This window comes from Streptomyces sp. NPDC085866 (assembly GCF_044541035.1).
Lineage (GTDB): Bacteria > Actinomycetota > Actinomycetes > Streptomycetales > Streptomycetaceae > Streptomyces.
In genome coordinates this window covers 1-19,016 of sequence record NZ_JBITSQ010000027.1, presented here as the reverse complement: position 1 = coordinate 19,016, position 19,016 = coordinate 1, and the positions used below count along the sequence as shown (strand labels likewise).

Below are 19,016 nucleotides of genomic sequence, written 5' to 3'. Positions count from 1 at the left end.
GAGCTAGCCCGCCTGCTCCAGGGCCACCAGCTCGAACGCGGTCTTCCCGTCCAGGGACTCGCGGATGATGTCGGCGTGGCCGGCGTGCCTGGCCGTCTCGCGGATCAGGTGCAGACACAGCCAGCGCAGGGAGACGCGGCCCTCCGGCGGGAACCACGGGTCGGGCGGCAGCGGGAAGCTGTCGTCCAGGCTGGGAGCGGAGCGGATGAACTTCTCCGTCTCGGCGGCGACCTCCTCCCAGTACGCGAGCTGCGAGGCGACCGTCTCGTCGCCGACGAGCCGGAAGGTCTCGTGCCAGTTCGACTCGTCGCGCCGGATCGCCGGCGGCTCCTGCTTGGCGCGGGCCACCCAGCCCTGCTCGACCTCGGCGACATGCTTGAGCAGTCCGCCCAGGGACAGCTCGCTGGCGCTGGGGCAGGAGCGGGCCTGCTCCTCGGTCAGCCCCAGCAGCGCCCGGCGGATCCCGCCGCGCTGTTCCTCGATGAACGCCAGCAGCGCCCCGCGCTCGTCGCCCTGCGCCTCCGCCGCCACGTGAGTGACCATGACCGACCGCCTTTCTTCGGGTCCGTTTCCCTGACACCGACGAAGCTACGGGCCCTTGCGGTCAGGTTCTGTCCGCAAGGGCCCGCGATGCGAAGGAGATCCGGAAGGAGGCCTAGAACGGGAAGCCGCTGCGGCCGTGCTGCACCGAGATCCACTTGATGGTGGTGAAGGCCTCCAGGGTCGTCTCGCCGTTCAGGCGGCCGAGGCCGGAGTGCTTCTCGCCGCCGAAGGGCACGAGCGGCTCGTCGTGCACGGTGCCGTCGTTCACGTGGAACATGCCCGTGTCGATCTGCTTGGCGAACGCCACACCGCGCTCGATGTCACCCGTGTGGACGGCGCCGCTGAGGCCGTACGGAGTGTCGTTGACGATCCGGACCGCCTCCTCCTCGCCGTCGAAGGGGACCAGGAAGACGACCGGCCCGAAGACCTCCTGCTGGAGCAGGGCGGAGTCGGCGGGGACGTCGGTGAGCACGCTGGGCTCGACCAGGTTGCCGGTGGTGGTGCCGTGCACCAGGGCGGTGGCGCCCTCGGCGAGCGCCTGCTCGACGGCACCCGAAACGGCGTTGGCCTGCGCGGAGTTGATCACCGGACCGATGACGGTCTGCGGGTCGCGCGGGTCGCCGACCTTGAGCGTCCTGACCTTGGCGACGAACTTCTCGGTGAACTCGTCCGCGATGGAGCGGTCCACGAGCACCCGGTTCGCGGCCATGCAGACCTGGCCCTGGTGGACGTACCGGCTGAAGACCGCCGCGTCGACCGCGTAGTCGATGTCGGCGTCGTCCAGGACCACCAGCGCGCTGTTGCCGCCCAGTTCGAGCACCGAGCGCTTGAAGTGCGAGGCGCAGACGGTGGCGACGTGCCGGCCGACCTTGTCGGAGCCGGTGAAGGAGATGACCTTGGGGATCGGGTGCTCGATGAAGGCGTCGCCGATCTCGGCGATGTCGGTGACGACGACGTTGAGCAGGCCGCCGGGCAGCCCGGCCTCCTCGAAGATCTTCGCGACCAGGGTGCCGCCGGCGATCGGGGTGTTCTGGTGCGGCTTGAGCACCACACCGTTGCCGAGGGCGAGGGCCGGGGCCACCGACTTGATCGACAGCAGGAACGGGAAGTTGAACGGGCTGATCACGCCCACCACACCGACCGGCACCCGGTAGACGCGGTTCTCCTTGCCGTCGGCCGGCGAGGGCAGGATCTTCCCCTCGGGGCGCAGCGCCAGGTGGACCGACTCGCGCAGGAACTCCTTGGCGAGGTGCAGCTCGAAGCCCGCCTTCACGCGCGTGCCGCCGAGTTCCGCGATGATCAGGTCGGCTATCTCCTGCTCACGGTCCTCTATCAGCCTGAGGGCCCGCTCGAAGACCGCGCGGCGGGTGTACGGGTTGGTCGCGGCCCACTGCTTCTGGGCGCGGGCCGCCGCCTGGTAGGCCTGGTCGACCTCGTCGACGGTGGCCACCGTGATCGAGGCCAGCTTCTCGTCGTCGTAGGGGTTGAAGTCGATGACGTCCCAGGAACCGGTGCCCGGGCGCCATTCACCGTCGATGTACTGCTGGGCCAGCTCGCTGAAGTAGGACGACATGTGATCCCTCAATCACTAGCGATGCCAGATCCTGGTCACGGTCTGATCACCCGTCATCGTACTTGCGATTCAAGAGAGTTGAAGGTGAGCTCTCAAGACAGTTGAAGCAGGCCTCGCAACAGATCCCGGCTCTCGTCCGGGCCCGGGCTGTCCTGCTGCAGCTCCTTCAGCGCCTGCTCGTACTGGGCGACGTCCTCCCGCTTGTCCAGGTAGAGGGCACTGGTCAGCTGCTCCACGTACACCACGTCGGACAGGTCCGACTCGGGGAAGCTGAGGATGGTGAAGGCGCCGCTCTCGCCGGAGTGCCCGCCGAAGCCGAACGGCATGATCTGCAGCCGTACGTTGGGCCGCTGGGAGATCTCGATCAGGTGCTGGAGCTGGCCGCGCATCACCTCGCGGTCGCCGTAGGGACGGCGCAGGGCGGCCTCGTCCAGGACGATGTGGAACTCGGGGGCGTTGTCGTCGAGCAGGTGCTTCTGCCGCTCCAGGCGCAGCGCCACCCGCCGCTCCACGTCGGCCGCGCTCGCGCCCTTCATCCCCCGCCGGACCACCGCGCGGGCGTACTCCTCGGTCTGCAGCAGGCCGTGCACGAACTGCACCTCGTACACCCGGACCAGGGAGGCGGCGCCCTCCAGACCCACATAGGTGGGGAACCAGCTCGGCAGCACGTCGGTGTAACTGTGCCACCAGCCCGCTACGTTGGCCTCCCGGGCGAGGGAGAGCAGCGACTCGCGCTCCGCCTCGTCGGTGATGCCGTACAGCGTCAACAGGTCTTCCACGTCCCTGGTCTTGAAGCTCACCCGGCCCAGCTCCATCCGGCTGATCTTCGACTCGGACGCACGGATCGAGTACCCCGCCGCCTCACGCGTGATGCCCCGCGCTTCACGCAGTCGCCTGAGTTGCGAGCCGAGCAGCATGCGCCGCACCACCGATCCGGGCTCTCCCGCGCTCACGTTCGCCAGCCTCCCCAACCGTCTTTGGGGCCGAAGTCTGCCACTAAAACACTTCGAGCAGTACTCGTCCGGTTACAGAAACGGAAAGAGGTCGGCCGTTTTTGCGGGAAGAGGTCAGGACCTTTGGCAGACTCGCGATCCAAGTTGGCGGAAAAAATGGCCAAGAAGCGGTACGGGCAGGTTCAATTCGGTCGCGTGCACGTGCATCTGCCCTTGCATCTGCCCTTCCCATCCGAAACCATGGTGCAGCGCCACCGCTGCATCGCAACGACCGCGAATTCCCGGGAGTGCCTCGCATGGGAACGAATGGATCGACCATGCTCAAGCCGTTACGGCAGGGCCTTCCGCCGCTGGATCCCGCGGCCGTGTCCGATGCCGCCTCCTGCGCCCTGCCCGCCCGCTTCGAAGCGGTGCGCGAGGCCCGCCGTTTCACCCGCGGCACTCTGGACCAGTGGGACGTGGGCGACCGCTTCGACGACATATGTCTGGTCGTCTCCGAACTCGTCACCAACGCCCTGCGCCATGCACTGCCGGCCGACGCGGCGTGCTCCGAGCACGCGTCCTCGGTACGGCTGCACCTGATGCGCTGGACCGAGCGGCTGGTGTGTGCGGTGCGCGACCCCAGCCACGAGACGCCCGTCCCGCGCGACTCGGACGACTTCTCGGCCGAGTCGGGCCGCGGACTGTTCCTGGTCGACTCCTTTGCCGACAGCTGGGGCTGGCACCCGCTCGCGGGCAGCCTCGACGGCAAGGTCGTCTGGGCGCTGTTCCGGCTCCGGACGGCCGACTGACGCGACGCGGCGTCGACCGACGCCGCGTTTCTACGCGCGTACACCCGGACTTCGCCCGGCCGTCACCCGGCTGTCCCGACCACCCCGGCCGACCGGGCCGGTGAGTCGTTTCAGCCGGCTATCAGATGGTCGAACTCGCCGTCCTTGACGCCGAGGAGCATGGCCTCGATCTCCGCGCGCGTGTAGACGAGCGCGGGCCCGTCCGGGAAACGCGAGTTGCGCACGGCCACCTCCCCGCCGGGCAGCCGCGCGAACTCCACACAGGAGCCCTGCGAGTTGCTGTGCCTGCTCTTCTGCCAGGCCACACCGTCCAGCTGCGTGGCAGCCATGCCGTTGTAAGCCATGCCGTTGTACACGTCGTACCCCCCGTACACGTCGTCAACGTCGCGGTCCACAGGTCGCTCCCCGGTGGTGCACTGGCTGGTGTGGCCATGGATGCTGTAGTCAACCGACCCGGATCATAACCCTGTTCATGTGCAGATGCATGAGCAGATGCACGTGCACGGGGGGTGTTCCCGCGATTACAGCTTTGACGTCCGCTTTACCGAAGTCGTTCCAGCGTCTGCCCCAGAGACGGCAGCACATGCCCCCGCCAGCCCCCGTCCATGACCTTCCGAGCCATCAACTGCGCCGGGTCGTCCGGATCGAATCCCTCGTGCACTAGGAAGAGACGCGTTCCGCGCCCTTCCTGTTCCAGGGTCCAGGTAATGGTCCAGTCCGCGGGATTGGCCGGATCCGCGTCCGCCCACCGGAGGGACAGCATCCGCTCGGTGTCGTACGCCAGCACCTGCACTTCCACGACACCGGAGAAGCGGGAGTTGGGCCGCGGGACCGAGGTCATCCGGTACCGGTGACCGACCTCGAGCCGGAAGTCCTCGGCGCCGGGCATCTGCCAGCGGGCCAGCAGGTCGGGCTCGGTCAGGGCGCGCCAGACCTTGGCGGGCGGGTGCGGGAAGAACTGGTCGACGCGGATCGTGGTGAGGTCGTCGGCGTCGCCGGGTGCGGTGTTCATGGGCGGTCATCGTCCGGCATGCGGTCGAGCAGAGCACCGAGGCCCTTCAGCCGGTCCCGCCAGAACCGCTCGTACGGGTGGAGCCAGTCCTGCACCTCGGCGAGCGGGGCCGCCTCCAGGCGGTAGATCCGCTGCCGGCCGGAGCGCCGTTCGGAGACGAGGCCGGCCTCCCGGAGCACCCTGAGGTGTTCCGAGAGGCTCGGGCGGCGCATGTCGAAGTGGTCGGCCAGGGCCTGCACGGGCTGCGGCCCGCGCTCGCGCAGCAGCCGGAGCACTTCCCTGCGGGCGGCGTTGGCGAGCGCGGCGAAGACGCGGTCCTCGGCGGCCTCCCGGGTTCCGGCTGCGGTCATTGCCGACCTTCCTGGTGATGAGCCTCCGTGAGCAGCATCAGACCGTTGCCGTCCGGGTCCCGGAAGGAGGCCATCCGTCCCCAGGGGTACTCGTCGGGGCCCTGCACCTCGGCGCCCGCCTCGGCGAGCCGTGCGCAGTCGGCGTCGACATCGGTCGTCACCAACATGATCCCCCGGGCCGAACCGGGCTCGAAATCCCCCATGCCGGGCCCGGAGAGCGTGAGGACGGTCTGCGCGCCCTCCGGTGCGACCTGGAGCCAGCGCCCCGGCGGCATCTGGAGGTCGGCGGTGACCTCGAGGCCGAGGACGTCCCGGTAGAAGCGCAGGGCGCGGTCCTGGTCGGCGACGGGAAGCGTGACGAACGAGGCATGCGTGATGGTCATGCCCGGAAGAATAGGTAGGCGAACTCCTACGCGTCAACCGTAGGAGATCGCCTACCTATTGCTGCACACCTGCTGGAACCGGCGCCCGCCCAGCGGGAGGAGTACGGCAGCAGCGCCATCTCCCGGGCGTTGTCGATGAGCCCGCAGCCGGGGTGGATCCCCTTGCGCGCGGCGTTGCCTCAGCGCTCCTCTCGGAACTCGACGTGCCGGCCGGCGACCGGGTCGTACTTGCGCAGCGTCATGCGGTCCGGGTCGTTGCGGCGGTTCTTGCGGGTCACATAGGTGTGCCCGGTGCCGGCCATGGACCGGAGCTTGATGACCGGGCGGAGTTCGTTGCGTGCCATGCCGCTATGTTACTGAAAATGATACCCATTGCCAATCACCCACGCGAGAGGTACGTCACCATGTCCGCCCACTGCATGCTCACCGGAACCCGGCCGGGCTTCGGCAACCGCATCTCCCACTCCCACCGGCGCACCTCCCGCCGCTTCGCCCCCAACATCCAGACCAAGCGCTATTGGCTGCCCGGCGAGGGCCGGTACGCCCTGCTGCGGCTGAGCGCGAAGGCGATCAGGACCGTGGACACGATCGGCGTCGAGGCGGCCGTGGCCCGGATCCGCGCCCGGGGGGTGAAGGTCTGATGGCGAAGCAGAGCAAGATCGCGAAGAACGAGCAGCGCCGGGAGATCGTCGCCCGGTACGCCGACCGCCGCGCCGAGCTGAAGGACATCGTCCGGCGGTCCTCCACCACGGAGCCCGAACGCCTCTCCGCCCAGCGGGAGTTGAGCAGGCAACCGCGGGACGCGAGCGCCACCCGCGTCCGCAACCGCGACCAGATGGACGGCCGCCCCCGTGGCTACCTGCGCACCTTCGGCCTGTCCCGGGTGAACCTGCGCGAGCAGGCTCACAACGGATTCCTGCCCGGCGTCCGGAAGTCCTCCTGGTAACGGCTGGTAACTTGCTGCGGTCCCTCCGGTCCGGGGGGGTGTCGACCGCGACGGGCCGACGGCCCCGGGGCGGCCGGCCCGCTACAGCTTGGGGAGCTTGACGTGACTACGGCGACTGCAAGGGTGCGGACCGCGGCCGCGGCCGCGGGGCTGGTGGGCGCGCTCGCGCTGACCGCGTGCAGCGGGGGCGGCTCCAAGGACGACTCCTCGCCCACCCCGAGCGCGACCCCGACGTCCACGGGTACGGGCGCCGTGACGGGCTCCTCCGGCAAGCTCCAGGGCAGCTGGATCACCACCAGCAAGGGCTCCGTCGTGGCCCTGGTGGTCACCGGGAAGCAGGCCGGGCTGTTCGTGACCGGCGGGACCGTGTGCAGCGGCGCCGCGGGCACCGAGGCGGGCATGCAGATGATCCATCTGACCTGCACCGACGGCAGCAAGGACCGGGTCACCGGCATGGTCGACTCGGCGAGCAAGGACGCGATGAAGGTGACCTGGTCGGGCAAGCTCGGACAGGAGACCTACACCAAGGCCGAGGGCGGCAAGCTTCCGTCCGGGCTGCCGACGGCACCCGTCAAGCAGTGACGAGGTGCCTGAAGCGGTGAATTCGCCAGGGGCGCGTGATCGCGTCCCGGGCGCAGGGGCCATGATGCGGGGAGACCGTCACGACCTCGATGGGGACCTGCTCATGCGCGCCATTCCGCTCACTGTCACCGCCCTCGCCGCCGCCCTCCTGCTGACCGCCTGCAACGACGGCGGGGGCAGTGGTGGCAAGAACAGGTCCGCGTCGGGCTGCGCGGTCGGCAAAGTGTCCGTACAGGCCGGCTCCGCGAGCGTGGCGCCGGCGGCCGGGGACACCGGCGAGGTGGTCGTCAGCATCACCAACCAGAGCGCGCCCTGCACCCTGGACGGCTTTCCGCACGTCGAGGTGAACCAGCCCGGCACGACCGTCACCCTGAAGCCCCAGAAGGGGGCCAAGGCGCAGACGCTGAAGCTCGCCAAGGGTGACTCCGCGACCTTCACGGTCACCTACGTGCGCGGCAAGGACGGTGACGGGAAGAACCTGAAGGCGGAGTCGATGAACGTCGTCCTGCCGGGCAGCGACGTCGGCCAGAGCATTCCCTGGAAGTACGGCCCGATCGCCGGCAAGACCAGCCAGGGCGACCCGGAGGCCTCCGTCAGCGCCTTCCAGCAGGCCGGGGACTGACGGCTCACGGCAGCCTGGGGCGGGCCCTGACCTGGGCCTCGTCCGCCGCTCGCGCGCCCTCCGTCCAGCCGGCCGCGTCGGTCACGCCGCGCAGCCGGGTCGTGGTGGTCTCGGGGAACATGCGCTCCAGCCGGTCGGTGACGGCCACCTCGCGGGTGGCGAGGACGGGCAGCAGGTCCTGCGTCACCTGGGTCTCGGCCACGGCCGCGAGACGGTCGCCGACGCGGTGGGCGTAGGCCGCGAGGAAGGACTGCCGGAAAGTCTTGGTGCGCTTGCGGCCACCGGCCCTCTGGGCGGCCTCCGCCTTGGTCATGGCGTGCGTGGCCTGCACCAGCAGCGAGGTGTGGAGCAGCTCGACCGCCTCCAGGTCCGCCTCGAAGCCGACGACCGTGGAGAAGCCCAGCGGTTCGTTCCACACCGCGCGGCAGTGGTTGGCGGCGGCGACCGCGTGCAGCAGCACCGCCTTGGCCTGCTCGTACGGCGGCTCGACGCCTATGCGGCAGGCACCCGGCGCGTCCGGCGCGGGGGCGGCGGCGGCGAGCAGCGCCTCGTCGACGCTGTGCCGGGCCATCAGCTCCTGCGCCTTGGCGCTCAGTGCCTCGGCCTCCTCCGGATACCCGGTCGCCTCGGCCTTGGCGAGCAGGGCCCGGATCCGGGCGAGCATGCGGGAGGCGGAGGGCCCGTGCTCGCGGCGGGGCTCTTCGAGGGGCTCCAGAGCGGGCAGTCGCAGCAGCAGGCGGTACAGCTGGAGGACCGCGGTGGCGTGCGAGAAACGGTCGCCGTCGCGCGCGGGGTCCTGCGGCAGGGCCTCCAGCTGGGCTGCCCAGCGGCGCCCGCGCGGGCGGTCCCGCCCGGCCTGCGCCCGGATCAGCCCTGCGGCCAGGCGGACGTGGCCGTCCTCCAGGTCGCGCCGTACGAGCCGTACGACGTCGGCGGGCTGCCAGCCGCGCTGCCAGGCCGTGGCGACGAACTCCTCGCCCCGCCGCGCGAGTTCGGCGTCGGCCGCGGGGTCTGCGGCGAGCAGGGAGGCGCCCGTGTCGAGTCCGGCGTCGGTGTCGTCGTACAGGGCGGCCCGGAAGGCCCGCTCGACTGTGCTGGAGGTGCTGGTCACGGTGTCGATCGTGCCATGGGCCGCGGACAGCGGGCCGGGGCCGTCCACACCCTGTGGACAACTTGCCGCGCGCGGCCTCCGGGCTGCGGTGTCTCACTCCACGGAATCCGGCCACCCGCGCGCGGGGACGTGCCCAGCATGACCCCATGGTGGACATGTCTCTCTATGCGGCCTTCCTCGTGGCCGCCTTCGCGCTCTGTGTCACTCCTGGTCCGGACATGATGTTCATCGTGGCGATGGGCGGCCGGGGCGGCCCGCTGGCCGGCATGACGGCCGCCGCCGGGGTGGCCTGCGCGATGTTCGTGCACGCGGTCGCCGCGGCACTCGGCCTGTCGGCGCTGTTCCTGACTCTGCCGACGCTGTACCACGTGCTGCGCTGGGCGGGCGCGGCCTATCTGCTGTTTCTCGCGGTCAGGGCATTCCGCGGCGACGGCGGGTCCGTCGAGGAGGAGGACACGCCGGGGTCGGGACGCCGGCGGGCCTTCTGGCGGGGCGCCGTCACCAATCTGCTCAACCCGAAGGTGATCCTCTTCAACGTCTCCTTCCTGCCGCAGTTCGTGAACCCGGACCTCGGGCACGTGCGGGAGCAGTTCCTGGTCCTGGGGTTCACGATCACGGTGATGGGCCTCCTGGTGGACGGCTCCGTCGGGCTGCTCTCCGGGCGGCTCGCCTCGCTGCTGCGGCGCAGCCGACGGGTGACCCGGGGCCTGGACTACTTCAGCGGGACGGTGTTCGCGGGACTGGCGGTGCGCCTGGCGGCCGCACCCGAGTAGCCGACGAGGGCAGGAAATCCGGACTGTCAACCATCGGTTGACACCTTGGGGGTGGCAACCTACGGTTGACACATGGCGACCAATCCGAACATCACGGCATCCGTGCGCCTCGACGACCTCATCGAGGCGATCAAGAAGGTCCACACCGAACCCCTCGACCAGCTCCAGGACGCGGTGATCGCCGCCGATCACCTCGACGACGTGGCCGACCATCTGATCGGCCACTTCGTCGACCAGGCCCGCCGCTCGGGGGCATCCTGGACCGACATCGGCAAGAGCATGGGCGTGACCCGGCAGGCGGCGCAGAAGCGGTTCGTGCCGAAGGAGTCGGCCGACCTCGACCCCAGCCAGGGCTTCAGCCGCTACACCCCGCGCGCGCGGAACGTGGTCATGGCCGCGCACAACGAGGCGCTGGCCGCGCGCAACACCGAGGGCCGCCCCGAGCACCTGGTCCTCGGGCTGCTGGTCGAGCCGGAGGGCCTGGCGGCGAAGGCGGTCACCGCACAGGGCGTCCTGCTGGACTCCGTACGCCAGGCCGCGACCGCCGCGCTCCCGCCGGCCGCCGAGGAGGTCCCCGACCTCGTCCCCTACGGCCCGGAGGCCAAGAAGGTCCTGGAACTCACCTTCCGCGAGGCCCTCCGGCTCGGCCACAACTACATCGGCACCGAGCACCTCCTGCTGGCGCTGCTGGAGCACGAGAACGGCGAGGGCGTCCTCAGCGGGCTCGGCATCACCAAGACGGGGACCGAGGAGTACGTCGGCAAGGTACTTGCGCTGCTCCTGGAGCAGAAGAAGGCCGCCTCGGACGCGGAGGAGGCCGCGAGCGACGGACCGACGGACTGAGAAGGGGCTGGACCAGTGGTCGGGGAACACCCGGCCCCGAGACGCGAATCCGCAGGTCAGGCTCATTGTCAGTGCCGCCTGCCACACTCGCAGTCATGACCGACCGGTGGGCTCTCGCACCGGCCGAGGACGGTGGCGTGGACGTCGCCCCCCTCGGCCCGGACGGGCTGCCCGCCGGTCCGGTGCGGCGGGAGAGCGATCTCGCCGGGGCGGTGCGGAGCCGCCCGGAGGTGACGCGCTGGGTGTGGCGGTCGACCCCCGAGGTCTATCCGCGTCTGCTCGCCACGGGGGTGCGAGTGGAGCGGTGCTACGACATCGAGGACGCCGAGACACTTCTGCTGGGCCACGAGGGCCGGTACGGCGAGCCGCGCTCGGCCGCCGCCGCCCTGGCCCGCCTCCGCGGCGGCCCCGTACCGCCCGACCCACCACTGCGTCCGGCCGAACCGGGCGCCCAGTCCCCGCTGTTCGAGCCGAGCGGGACCCGGCTGCCGCTGGCGGACCTCCTCGCGGTCTACGCCGACCAGCAGCGGCGGCACGAGAAGAGCGCCCACCCCGACCGGATGCGGCTGCTGACCGCCGCCGAGTCGGCCGGGATGCTGGTGGCAGCCGAGATGAACCACGCGGGCCTCCCCTGGAGCGCCCAGGTCCACCGCGAGCTGCTGCACGACCTGCTGGGCGAGCGGTACGCGGGCGGCGGCGAGCCGCGCCGCCTGGCCGAGCTGGCCGACGAGGTGTCAGCCGCCTTCGGCCGCCGGGTCCGGCCCGACCTGCCCGCCGATGTCGTCAAGGCCTTCGCCCAGGCCGGGATCAAGGTGAAGTCCACCCGCCGCTGGGAGATCGAATCCCTCGACCACCCGGGGGTGAAGCCGCTGCTGGAGTACAAGAAGCTGTACCGCATCTGGGTCGCGCACGGCTGGTCCTGGCTGCAGGACTGGGTCCGCGACGGCCGCTTCCGGCCCGAGTTCCTCGCCGGCGGCACGGTCACCGGGCGCTGGGTGACCAACGGCGGGGGCGCGCTGCAGATCCCCAAGGTGATCCGGCGAGCCGTGGTCGCCGACCCCGGCTGGCGGCTGGTCGTGGCCGACGCCGACCAGATGGAGCCACGCGTGCTGGCAGCGATCTCCCGCGACCCCGGCCTGATGGAGGTGGCCGGCCGCGAGAGCGACCTCTACCAGTCCGTCTCCGACCGCGCCTTCTCCGGCGACCGGGACCAGGCCAAGCTCGCCGTGCTCGGGGCGGTCTACGGCCAGACCTCGGGCGACGGCCTGAAGAACCTCGCCGCGCTGCGCCGCCGCTTCCCCAAGGCGGTGGCCTACGTCGACGAGGCCGCGCGGGCCGGCGAGGAGGGCCGGCTCGTGCGCACCTGGCTGGGCCGGACCTGTCCGCCCGCCGCCCAGCACGGCGAGGACGCGGAGGAGGAGGCGGGCATCCCCATCGGCGAGGACACCCCCGACGGGCAGCCGTGGGTCCCCGGATACGCGTCCACCAACTCCCGCGCGCGGGGCCGTTTCGCGCGCAACTTCGTGGTGCAGGGCAGCGCCGCCGACTGGGCCCTGCTGCTGCTCGCCGCGCTGCGCCGATCCTGCGCGGACCTGGCGGCCGAGCTGGTGTTCTTCCAGCACGACGAGGTGATCGTGCACTGCCCCGCCGAGGAGGCCGACACCGTCGCCCAGGCCATCCGGGACGCCGCCGACCTCGCCGGACGGCTGACCTTCGGCGAGACCCCGGTGCGCTTCCCGTTCACGACGGCGGTGGTGGAGTGCTACGCCGACGCCAAGTGAGGGCCCCTCACGGGGCCGAGGCCCCGGCCAGCAGCTCGCGCAGCTCCTCCAGCACCGCCTGCTCGTCGGTGCCGTCCAGGGCCACGAGCGCCGCGCGCCAGGCGTCGTACGCCTCCGGCCGCCGGCCCTGCTCGCTCAGCAGCAGCCCGTGCTGGTGGCGGGCGAGGCCGCCCATGTAGCGGTCGGCGCGGGCGTCGGCCCGGCGCAGCAGCTCGGTGCACTCCTCGGCGGCCCGCTCGGCCTCGCCCAGCCGGCGCAGCGCGCGGACCAGGCCGAGCCGGGTCTGCGACTCGCCGTGCCAGTCGCCGTGTCCGCCGAGGATGCGCAGGCTCTCCTGGAAGTGCCCGGCGGCAGCGGCCGGTTCGCCGAGGGTGAGGTGGGCGTAGCCGATGTTGCAGTGCGCGGAGTGCTGCACGATGACCGCGCCGATCTCGTCCCCGATCGCCAGCGAGCGCCGGTGCTGCTCGATGGCGGCCCGCGGGTCGGTGTGCTCGTAGAGGTTGCCGAGGTGGCTGCGGGTGACGGCTTCGCCGTAGGGGTCGTTCAGCTGCCGGGAGTGGGCGAGGCTCTGCCGCAGCGCCTCCCCGGACTCCTCGAACCGGCCGAGCCCCTCCAGCAGCAGCCCGCGGTTGTTCAGACAGCGCCGGATCCAGGAGACGGTGCCGAGCCGCCGCCAGATCACGAGGGCCTGGTCGGTGAGGGCGAGGGCGTCGTTCTGCCGCCCGGTCAGGAAGTGCAGGCCCGCGAGGTCGCCCAGGGCGTACGCCTCGGCCGCCGCGTCCCCCAGCCGCCGCGCCGCACCGAGGGCGGCCCGCCCCAGCACCTCCATCTCGGCGACCCGGCCGCTGCGCTGCACGTAGGGGAAGAACAGCCGGACGAGTGCGGAGAGATGGGCGGCCCGGCGGTCGTCGCCCGGGCCGGCGTTGCGCTCCACCAGCGCCACGATGTTCTCCAGCTCCACGTCGCCCCAGGCGAACGCCCGCTCGGCGGACTCGAAGGTGCCCAGGCTCGCCACGTCCGCCGCGTGCTCCGGCGGCTGGGCGGAGGTGGGCCGCAGACGGTCGTCCTGGTCGAGACCGGGCTCCACGATGGCGACGAGGGCGCGCTCGGCGGCGGCCGCGTACCAGCGCAGGGCGGTCAGGTCCGGATCGGCGCCGGTGGCCGGCTCGGTGCTCTGGCCGGCCAGTTCGCGGGCGAAGTCACGGACCAGGTCGTGCGGGGCGTAGCGGCCGTACTCCGTCTCCTCCAGCAGGGCCACGTCGACCAGCCGGTCCAGGGCGGCCTCGGCGCGGCGCGCGTCGGTGCCGGTGAGGCGGGCGACCAGCGGGGCGCCGTAGGTGGGCAGGTCGAGCGCGCCGATGCGGCGCAGGGCGAGGGCCGCGTCCCGGTCGGCCTCGCGTTCGGCGGCGGCGAGCGCGTCATGGGCGACGGCCAGGGACCGGCGGACGCTCAGGTCGTCGTACTCCAGGTGGTGCAGGCGGCCCTCCGTGGCGGCCAGTTGACCGGCCAGCACGTCCGGGGTGAGGGCCCTGCGGGCGGCGAGCCGGGCGGCGACGACCCGCAGCGCGAGCGGCAGCCTGCCGGTCAGCTCGACCAGGGCGTGGCTCGCGTCGAGCCCCTCGCGTCCGCTCACCGCGCGTAGCAGTGCGGCGCTGTCCTCGCCGGTCAGCGGGGAGAGCGGGAAGCGCCGGGCGCCGTCCAGGGCGGTCAGCGGGGAGCGGCTGGTGATGATCACGGCGCAGCCGGGCCCGGCCGGCAGCAGGGGCCGTACCTGGGCCGCGCTCGCCGCGTCGTCCAGCACCAGCAGGATGCGGGCCGGGGCGAGCAGGGAGCGGAGCAACGCGGCTGCGGCGTCCGGGTGTTCGGGGATGTTGCGGGGCTCGGCGCCGAGGTCGCGGAGCAGGGCCGTGAGCGCCTGGGACGAGGTGAGCGGGGCCATGCCGGGGGTCGCGCCGTGCAGGTTCACGTACAGCTGGCCGTCGGGGAAACGTTCCCTCAGCTCGTGGGCCACGTGCAGGGCGAGGGCGCTCTTGCCCACGCCGGCCATGCCGCTGATCACGGCGAGTCGACTCCCCCGGGTGGCGAGGGTGTGGTGCAGGGCCTTCGTCTCGGGGGCTCGGCCGGTGAAGTTCGCCGGGGGCGCCGGGAGTTGGGCCGGTGCGGGTGCGTGGGTGGAGACTCGGCCTGCGGCCGGGATCGGGTTCCCGCCCGCACCCCCCGTACCGCTTTCGTCGTCGGGCGCGGGTGGCCCCTGTGGGGGTTTCTCGCCGTCGGCGGCCGCGGGAGTGTGGACGCGCTGGGCGGGGACCCGCGCGCTCCGTTCCCCTGCCCCCGGTACCGGGGCGCCCCGCAGGACCTCCACATGGGCCTCGCGGACCGAGGGGCCCGGTTCGATGCCGAGTTCCTCCACCAGGCGGGCGCGCAGGTCGCGGTGGACGGCCAGGGCCTCGGCCTGGCGGCCGGTGCGGTGCAGGGCCAGCATCAGCTGGCGGTGGTACGCCTCGCGCAGCGGATGCTCGGCGACCAGGGCCGCCAGCTCGGGGACGAGCCCGGCCAGCCGGGCTCCGCCGAGCGCGAGTTCGGCGTCGTACCGCCATTCCAGCAGGAGCAGCCGTGCCTCCTCCAGGCGCTGTACGAGGGCGTAGCCGCCGAGGTCGGCGGGGAGTCCGCTCAGCGGGGTGCCGCGCCAGAGCGCGAGCGCGGCCGTGCAGGGGCGCACGACACCCGTCCAGTCCCGCCGGGCGTGCGCGGCGCGCGCCTCGGCGACCCGGGCGTCGAAGACGTGCACGTCCAACTCGCCCTCGTCCACGCGCAGCAGATAGCCGGGCGCCACGGCCCTGAGCCGCTCGGGGTCGTCCAGGAGCCGGCGCAGCCGGGTGACGTGGTTGTGCAGCGAGGCCTGCGCCGAGACGGGGGGCGCCCCGCCCCACAGGGCGTCCTTCAGCGACTCGACCGAGACGACCCGGCCGGCCTCCAGCAGCAGCGCGGCGAGCAGGGAGCGGACCTTGGGGCTGCCGATGGCACGGACGTGGTTGTCGGGAGCGTCGAAGGTGCCGGAGGCGCCGGGGACGCCGTCAGAAGCACCGTACGAAATCTCGTACGGCTGCCGGTCGTAGAGGACGGGCGGTCCCAGCAGTCCGAACCGCAGCTCGCACCGCCGCATCCCGCTCCACTGCCTTTCCGCGCGGTCCCGTCCGACCGTGCTGCGCGGCGGGCATGTGCCCGCCGGTCCCTGGCGGAAATCCGCCCCATTCACAACGATATTCCGCCAGCCACCATCTGTTGGCCGGGGCCGGAATCCGTTAGGGTTCCTGCCTACTAGCCCTGCCGCCCGGCTACTTCCGGCCAACCGAACCACGGCCCGCGCACGAACCGTTGGCCACATGTTAGCGATCCGTTGGCGGGCCCTGATGTGATCTTTCCATCGGATCCGGCCCGACGGCGCGCGCGGCAAGTCGCGTAACTCGGGGGAGTGTCGCCGCAGGCCTGATCCGGGGACGCAAGGGTCCCCGGTCGGCGGAGGTGAACGACCGGGGCCCTGTCCCGTCCCCCTCGTACTTTCGGGCCTTCGCGCCCTCGCCGCCCCACGCCGCCCTTCGCTCAGACGACGGGCGGGCGCCCGAGCCGGGTGAGCCGCCACACCGTCCGCCAGCGCATCGGCCGCCGCTCGCCGGGCGACTCCCGCAGCCCCTCCGCGAACCCGCCGAACCAGGCCCGCAGCCCGGCCAGGGAGCGGGTGCGGGCGAGAGTGAGCAGCAGCCACGCCCCCAGGTGCACCGGGATGAGCGGCAGCGGCAGCCGGCGCCGGACGAGCCAGACCCGGTTGCGGGCGTTGACTCGGTAGTAGATGGCGTGCCGGGCCGGTGAGGTCTTGGGGTGCTGCAGCAGCAGCTCGGGGGCGTAGAGGATCTTCCAGCCGGCGTCGGCGGCCCGCCAGGCGAGGTCGGTCTCCTCGTGCGCGAAGAAGAACTCGGCGGGCCAGTCACCGGTCTCGGCCAGCATCGCCATCCGGAAGGCGTGCCCGCCACCGAGAAAGCCGGTGACGTAACCGCCGCGCAGGGGGTCGGACTTGCCCACCCGGGGCACGTGCCGCTGCTGCGTCTCGCCATGCTCGTCGGCGATGCGGAAGCCGATGATGCCGAGGCGCGGGTCGGCCGCGTACAGCTCGCGCACCCGGCGCAGCACGTCGGGGTCGACGAGCAGTCCGTCGTCGTCCAGTTCCACGACGGCGTCGACGTCGCCGTACTCCCGCAGCCGGGCGAGGGCGACGTTGCGGCCGCCCGGGCAACCGAGATTCTCCTCGACGTCGATGGTGGTGACCTCGCCCGGCAGGGACAGCCGCTCGGCGAACTCGGGCAGCCGACAGCCGTTGCCGACGATCACGATGCGGGCGGGCGCGACGTCCTGTTTGGCCACGGACTCCAGCAGGGCGTCGACTTCGGCGGGCCGGTTGCCCATGGTCACCACGGCGACGGCGATCCTCGGCTCCACCACGTCCCTCACCCCATCCGGCCGACGGCGGCACCGGCGTCCTGACCGCGGGGCGCTCGCCGTTCACCAAGATGTTGCCTCAGGTGCGCCGGTTCACCTGACGCAGATTCACTTTGCTGCCCCTTTGCTCCGGTTTTGTGTGCGCCTTTCCATGCGCCGCAGGAACTTCAGCGGCGACTCCCCTCCCCCCGGCTCACCACGACTCCGCACTCTCGACAAGCCCCGACGGCCGTTCGGCCCTCTCGCCATGGCCCGAGCGGATCCGGAGAGCGAGGAGGGGAAAGATCAGGACGGAGAGCATGGCGGCGCCGACGAGGGCGGCGGCCTCGCCCGAGGCGATGGACCGGTCGGTGAGGCCGATGGTGGTGATGGCGACGACGAGGGGCAGGCACGTGGAGCCGTACAGCAGCAGGGCGGCGCTGTCCCGGCGGGTCAGGTCGGGCGGGGCGAGCAGGTAGAGCGGCAGGCCGCGGACCAGGAGGAAGAGCAGCAGGAAGGCCGGCAGCAGGACGAGGGAACGGCCGCCGTGCAGCAGCGCATCGAGGTCGAAGTCGATGCCGGTGACGATGAAGAAGAGCGGGACCAGGAAGCCGAACCCCATCGCCTCGACTCTGCTCAGCACTTGGGCGCCGTGCTCAGGGGCGGCGGCGTGCAGGATCAGGCGGGTGATGACGCCGGCGGCGAAGGCGCCGAGCAGGATGTCCAGGCCGAACGCGCGGGCCAGGCCGAGCATCGAGGCGAGCAGCAGCATGACGTACCGGACGGCGAACTGGCTGCTGCTGTCGAGGGTTTGAGCGACCAGCCGGGAGAACCAGGGCGGGCGGGGCCGCAGCGCCCACCACACACCCGCCGCGGTCACGGCCGCGAACGCCACCAGGACCACGGTGGCCACGCCCGGCCTGCGGCCGCTGAGCAGCAGGGCCACGGCGATGACCGGACCGAACTCGCCGACCGCACCGAAGGCCAGGACGACCGTGCCGAAGCGGCCGCGCAGGCCCCCCGAGTCCCGCAGGATCGGCAGGACCGTGCCCAGGGCGGTGCTGGTCAGCGCGGTGCCGATGACGAAACTCTTCGTGGTCTCGCCGCCGGTGAGCGCGAAGGCGATACCGAGACCGGCCGCCAGGGAGATGACCCAGGCGGCGATCGAGCGGTTCAGGACGGCGCCGCGGACGGCCGCGAAGTCGATCTCGTACCCGGCGAGGAAGATCAGCATGGCCAGACCGAGGTTCGACAGGACGTCGATCACCTGGTCGTGGCGGGCCCAGCCGAGGACGTCGGGGCCGATGACGATGCCGAGCACGATCTCGAAGATGACCAGCGGGACGGGGATCCAGCGGCTGCTGCCGTACGCGAGCAGCGGGGCCAGCACCGCGATGGCCATGATCAGGATGAGTGTCCCGGGATGCGACATGCCTCGCAGTATCTAGGTATTCGACAACAAAAGGGATGAAGCATCCATCAGACACCTGGCGTCCCGCTCGGGGCACAGCCGCCACACCGTCGGCAGTCAGGTCGTACCGAGCAGGGCGGCGGTGAAGAGGAGCGCGGTCCGGTACCCGGCGGCCACAGAGGCGGCGGAGTCGACGACCCGGCCGACCGTCCAGGGCGACAGCAGCCCGGCGAGGGCGTGAAGCCGGACGCCGGGTCCCCGACGGAGGACTCACCGGTCGACACCGTCGTACCCGTGGAACTCATCGCCCGCCGGAGCACGGGCCCGGCAGCCCGGCAGTCCGGCAGGGAGCCTCCCGGCGCGGTTGAAACCACGCTGAAACCACGCTGAACCGCCTCGGCCGCAAGCTCTGCGGCATGACGACGACAGACCACGAACTCGCCATCGCAGCCACGGGGTTGCGCAAGTCCTACGGGGACAAGACCGTCCTGGACGGCATCGACTTCCAGGTGCCGGCAGGCACGATCTTCTCGCTGCTCGGCCCGAACGGTGCGGGCAAGACCACCGCCGTCAAGATCCTCTCCACCCTGATCTCCGCGGACGGGGGCCGGGCCCGGATCGCCGGGCACGACCTCACCGCCCACGCCCAGGCAGTACGGGCCGCGATCGGCGTCACCGGCCAGTTCTCCGCCGTCGACGGCCTGATCACCGGCGAGGAGAACATGCTCCTGATGGCGGACCTGCACCACCTCTCCCGGCGCGAGGGACGGCAGACGACCGCCGAGCTGCTGGAACGCTTCGACCTCACCGAGGCCGCGAAGAAACCCGCCTCCACCTACTCCGGCGGCATGAAGCGACGCCTCGACATCGCC

Annotated in this window: 21 protein-coding genes; 9 read left to right on the top strand and 12 right to left on the bottom strand. The window is 71.8% G+C overall.

The window, feature by feature from the left end; all coding sequences use genetic code 11:
• Positions 1 to 3: 3 nt before the first annotated feature.
• The 3 genes from ACIF83_RS42660 to ACIF83_RS42650 form a co-directional block, all read right to left on the bottom strand.
• Positions 4 to 543 (bottom strand): DinB family protein, encoded by a 540-nt coding sequence (locus ACIF83_RS42660; protein WP_393484481.1) that lies wholly within the window; start codon positions 541 to 543, stop codon positions 4 to 6.
• Between the two features lie 112 nt (positions 544 to 655).
• Positions 656 to 2,116: an aldehyde dehydrogenase family protein gene (locus tag ACIF83_RS42655; RefSeq protein WP_393484479.1), complete on the bottom strand. Its 1,461-nt coding sequence runs from the start codon at positions 2,114 to 2,116 to the stop codon at positions 656 to 658.
• 92 nt (positions 2,117 to 2,208) lie between these two features.
• A complete protein-coding gene (locus tag ACIF83_RS42650) occupies positions 2,209 to 3,033 on the bottom strand; it encodes a helix-turn-helix domain-containing protein (protein ID WP_393484569.1) in 825 nt (274 codons plus the stop codon).
• A gap of 332 nt (positions 3,034 to 3,365) precedes the next feature.
• On the opposite strand from ACIF83_RS42650, the gene ACIF83_RS42645 reads away from it, so the two are divergent.
• Positions 3,366 to 3,860: an ATP-binding protein gene (locus tag ACIF83_RS42645; RefSeq protein ID WP_399735688.1), complete on the top strand. Its 495-nt coding sequence runs from the start codon at positions 3,366 to 3,368 to the stop codon at positions 3,858 to 3,860.
• A 110-nt stretch (positions 3,861 to 3,970) separates the two neighbouring features.
• On the opposite strand, the gene ACIF83_RS42640 is transcribed toward ACIF83_RS42645, so the two are convergent.
• From ACIF83_RS42640 to rpmG, 5 genes are all read right to left on the bottom strand, one after another.
• On the bottom strand, positions 3,971 to 4,255 hold the full coding sequence (locus ACIF83_RS42640) for a DUF397 domain-containing protein (RefSeq protein ID WP_393484475.1): 285 nt from the start codon (positions 4,253 to 4,255) through the stop codon (positions 3,971 to 3,973).
• A gap of 146 nt (positions 4,256 to 4,401) precedes the next feature.
• Positions 4,402 to 4,872 (bottom strand): SRPBCC domain-containing protein, encoded by a 471-nt coding sequence (locus ACIF83_RS42635; protein WP_393484473.1) that lies wholly within the window; start codon positions 4,870 to 4,872, stop codon positions 4,402 to 4,404.
• The gene (locus ACIF83_RS42630; RefSeq protein ID WP_393484471.1) at positions 4,869 to 5,222 is read right to left on the bottom strand and encodes an ArsR/SmtB family transcription factor; all 354 of its coding nucleotides are present in this window, start codon (positions 5,220 to 5,222) and stop codon (positions 4,869 to 4,871) included. The genes ACIF83_RS42635 and ACIF83_RS42630 overlap by 4 nt, the downstream gene beginning before the upstream one ends.
• Complete coding sequence (locus ACIF83_RS42625; protein ID WP_399735683.1) at positions 5,219 to 5,605, bottom strand: VOC family protein; 387 nt, start codon at positions 5,603 to 5,605, stop codon at positions 5,219 to 5,221. Before ACIF83_RS42625 ends, ACIF83_RS42630 begins: the two co-directional genes overlap by 4 nt.
• A 179-nt stretch (positions 5,606 to 5,784) precedes the next feature.
• Positions 5,785 to 5,949, bottom strand: a complete 165-nt coding sequence (gene rpmG / locus ACIF83_RS42620; protein ID WP_393484467.1) for a 50S ribosomal protein L33 — start codon at positions 5,947 to 5,949, stop codon at positions 5,785 to 5,787.
• Between the two features lie 60 nt (positions 5,950 to 6,009).
• Here rpmG and rpmB point away from each other — a divergent pair, with 60 nt between their 5' ends.
• The 4 genes from rpmB (at position 6,010) to ACIF83_RS42600 (ending at position 7,755) form a co-directional block, all read left to right on the top strand.
• Complete coding sequence (gene rpmB / locus ACIF83_RS42615) at positions 6,010 to 6,246, top strand: 50S ribosomal protein L28 (protein WP_398141342.1); 237 nt, start codon at positions 6,010 to 6,012, stop codon at positions 6,244 to 6,246.
• Positions 6,246 to 6,551 (top strand): 30S ribosomal protein S14, encoded by a 306-nt coding sequence (gene rpsN / locus ACIF83_RS42610; RefSeq protein WP_393484464.1) that lies wholly within the window; start codon positions 6,246 to 6,248, stop codon positions 6,549 to 6,551. Before rpmB ends, rpsN begins: the two co-directional genes overlap by 1 nt.
• Before the next feature lie 102 nt (positions 6,552 to 6,653).
• Positions 6,654 to 7,133, top strand: a complete 480-nt coding sequence (locus ACIF83_RS42605) for a hypothetical protein (RefSeq protein ID WP_398141340.1) — start codon at positions 6,654 to 6,656, stop codon at positions 7,131 to 7,133.
• 103 nt (positions 7,134 to 7,236) lie between these two features.
• The gene (locus ACIF83_RS42600; protein WP_399735678.1) at positions 7,237 to 7,755 is read left to right on the top strand and encodes a DUF4232 domain-containing protein; all 519 of its coding nucleotides are present in this window, start codon (positions 7,237 to 7,239) and stop codon (positions 7,753 to 7,755) included.
• 4 nt (positions 7,756 to 7,759) lie between these two features.
• On the opposite strand, the gene ACIF83_RS42595 is transcribed toward ACIF83_RS42600, so the two are convergent.
• Positions 7,760 to 8,866: a DUF2786 domain-containing protein gene (locus tag ACIF83_RS42595; RefSeq protein ID WP_399735676.1), complete on the bottom strand. Its 1,107-nt coding sequence runs from the start codon at positions 8,864 to 8,866 to the stop codon at positions 7,760 to 7,762.
• A 146-nt stretch (positions 8,867 to 9,012) separates the two neighbouring features.
• On the opposite strand from ACIF83_RS42595, the gene ACIF83_RS42590 reads away from it, so the two are divergent.
• The 3 genes from ACIF83_RS42590 to ACIF83_RS42580 all read left to right on the top strand — a co-directional run bounded on the left by ACIF83_RS42590 (position 9,013) and on the right by ACIF83_RS42580 (position 12,263).
• Positions 9,013 to 9,639, top strand: a complete 627-nt coding sequence (locus ACIF83_RS42590; protein ID WP_393484457.1) for a LysE family translocator — start codon at positions 9,013 to 9,015, stop codon at positions 9,637 to 9,639.
• Between the two features lie 72 nt (positions 9,640 to 9,711).
• Entirely contained in the window at positions 9,712 to 10,482 is a 771-nt protein-coding gene (locus ACIF83_RS42585) for a Clp protease N-terminal domain-containing protein (RefSeq protein ID WP_393484455.1), read from the top strand.
• Between the two features lie 95 nt (positions 10,483 to 10,577).
• Complete coding sequence (locus tag ACIF83_RS42580; protein WP_399735672.1) at positions 10,578 to 12,263, top strand: bifunctional 3'-5' exonuclease/DNA polymerase; 1,686 nt, start codon at positions 10,578 to 10,580, stop codon at positions 12,261 to 12,263.
• 7 nt (positions 12,264 to 12,270) lie between these two features.
• Here ACIF83_RS42580 and ACIF83_RS42575 read toward each other — a convergent pair whose 3' ends face one another.
• From ACIF83_RS42575 to ACIF83_RS42565, 3 genes are all read right to left on the bottom strand, one after another.
• A complete protein-coding gene (locus tag ACIF83_RS42575; RefSeq protein ID WP_399735669.1) occupies positions 12,271 to 15,426 on the bottom strand; it encodes a BTAD domain-containing putative transcriptional regulator in 3,156 nt (1,051 codons plus the stop codon).
• 437 nt (positions 15,427 to 15,863) lie between these two features.
• Entirely contained in the window at positions 15,864 to 16,757 is an 894-nt protein-coding gene (locus ACIF83_RS42570; protein WP_393484449.1) for a glycosyltransferase family 2 protein, read from the bottom strand.
• A gap of 190 nt (positions 16,758 to 16,947) precedes the next feature.
• Entirely contained in the window at positions 16,948 to 18,165 is a 1,218-nt protein-coding gene (locus ACIF83_RS42565; protein ID WP_399735665.1) for a cation:proton antiporter, read from the bottom strand.
• Positions 18,166 to 18,560: 395 nt separating this feature from the next.
• Between ACIF83_RS42565 and ACIF83_RS42560 the strand changes: the two genes are divergently transcribed.
• Positions 18,561 to 19,016, top strand: a 456-nt coding sequence (locus ACIF83_RS42560; RefSeq protein ID WP_398141334.1) for an ABC transporter ATP-binding protein, incomplete at its 3' end; no start/stop codon positions are given.

What these genes read in the sequence shown, in the direction of transcription:
- ACIF83_RS42645 (WP_399735688.1), top strand. Translation starts at nt 3,366, where the DNA reads ATGGGAACGAATGGATCGACCATGCTCAAGCCGTTACGGCAGGGCCTT.
- rpmG (WP_393484467.1), bottom strand. Translation starts at nt 5,949, where the DNA reads ATGGCACGCAACGAACTCCGCCCGGTCATCAAGCTCCGGTCCATGGCC.
- ACIF83_RS42565 (WP_399735665.1), bottom strand. Translation starts at nt 18,165, where the DNA reads ATGTCGCATCCCGGGACACTCATCCTGATCATGGCCATCGCGGTGCTG.
- ACIF83_RS42630 (WP_393484471.1), bottom strand. Translation starts at nt 5,222, where the DNA reads ATGACCGCAGCCGGAACCCGGGAGGCCGCCGAGGACCGCGTCTTCGCC.
- ACIF83_RS42660 (WP_393484481.1), bottom strand. Translation starts at nt 543, where the DNA reads ATGGTCACTCACGTGGCGGCGGAGGCGCAGGGCGACGAGCGCGGGGCG.
- rpmB (WP_398141342.1), top strand. Translation starts at nt 6,010, where the DNA reads ATGTCCGCCCACTGCATGCTCACCGGAACCCGGCCGGGCTTCGGCAAC.
- rpsN (WP_393484464.1), top strand. Translation starts at nt 6,246, where the DNA reads ATGGCGAAGCAGAGCAAGATCGCGAAGAACGAGCAGCGCCGGGAGATC.
- ACIF83_RS42635 (WP_393484473.1), bottom strand. Translation starts at nt 4,872, where the DNA reads ATGAACACCGCACCCGGCGACGCCGACGACCTCACCACGATCCGCGTC.
- ACIF83_RS42590 (WP_393484457.1), top strand. Translation starts at nt 9,013, where the DNA reads ATGGTGGACATGTCTCTCTATGCGGCCTTCCTCGTGGCCGCCTTCGCG.
- ACIF83_RS42655 (WP_393484479.1), bottom strand. Translation starts at nt 2,116, where the DNA reads ATGTCGTCCTACTTCAGCGAGCTGGCCCAGCAGTACATCGACGGTGAA.
- ACIF83_RS42580 (WP_399735672.1), top strand. Translation starts at nt 10,578, where the DNA reads ATGACCGACCGGTGGGCTCTCGCACCGGCCGAGGACGGTGGCGTGGAC.
- ACIF83_RS42600 (WP_399735678.1), top strand. Translation starts at nt 7,237, where the DNA reads ATGCGCGCCATTCCGCTCACTGTCACCGCCCTCGCCGCCGCCCTCCTG.
- ACIF83_RS42575 (WP_399735669.1), bottom strand. Translation starts at nt 15,426, where the DNA reads ATGCGGCGGTGCGAGCTGCGGTTCGGACTGCTGGGACCGCCCGTCCTC.
- ACIF83_RS42650 (WP_393484569.1), bottom strand. Translation starts at nt 3,033, where the DNA reads ATGCTGCTCGGCTCGCAACTCAGGCGACTGCGTGAAGCGCGGGGCATC.
- ACIF83_RS42585 (WP_393484455.1), top strand. Translation starts at nt 9,712, where the DNA reads ATGGCGACCAATCCGAACATCACGGCATCCGTGCGCCTCGACGACCTC.
- ACIF83_RS42625 (WP_399735683.1), bottom strand. Translation starts at nt 5,605, where the DNA reads ATGACCATCACGCATGCCTCGTTCGTCACGCTTCCCGTCGCCGACCAG.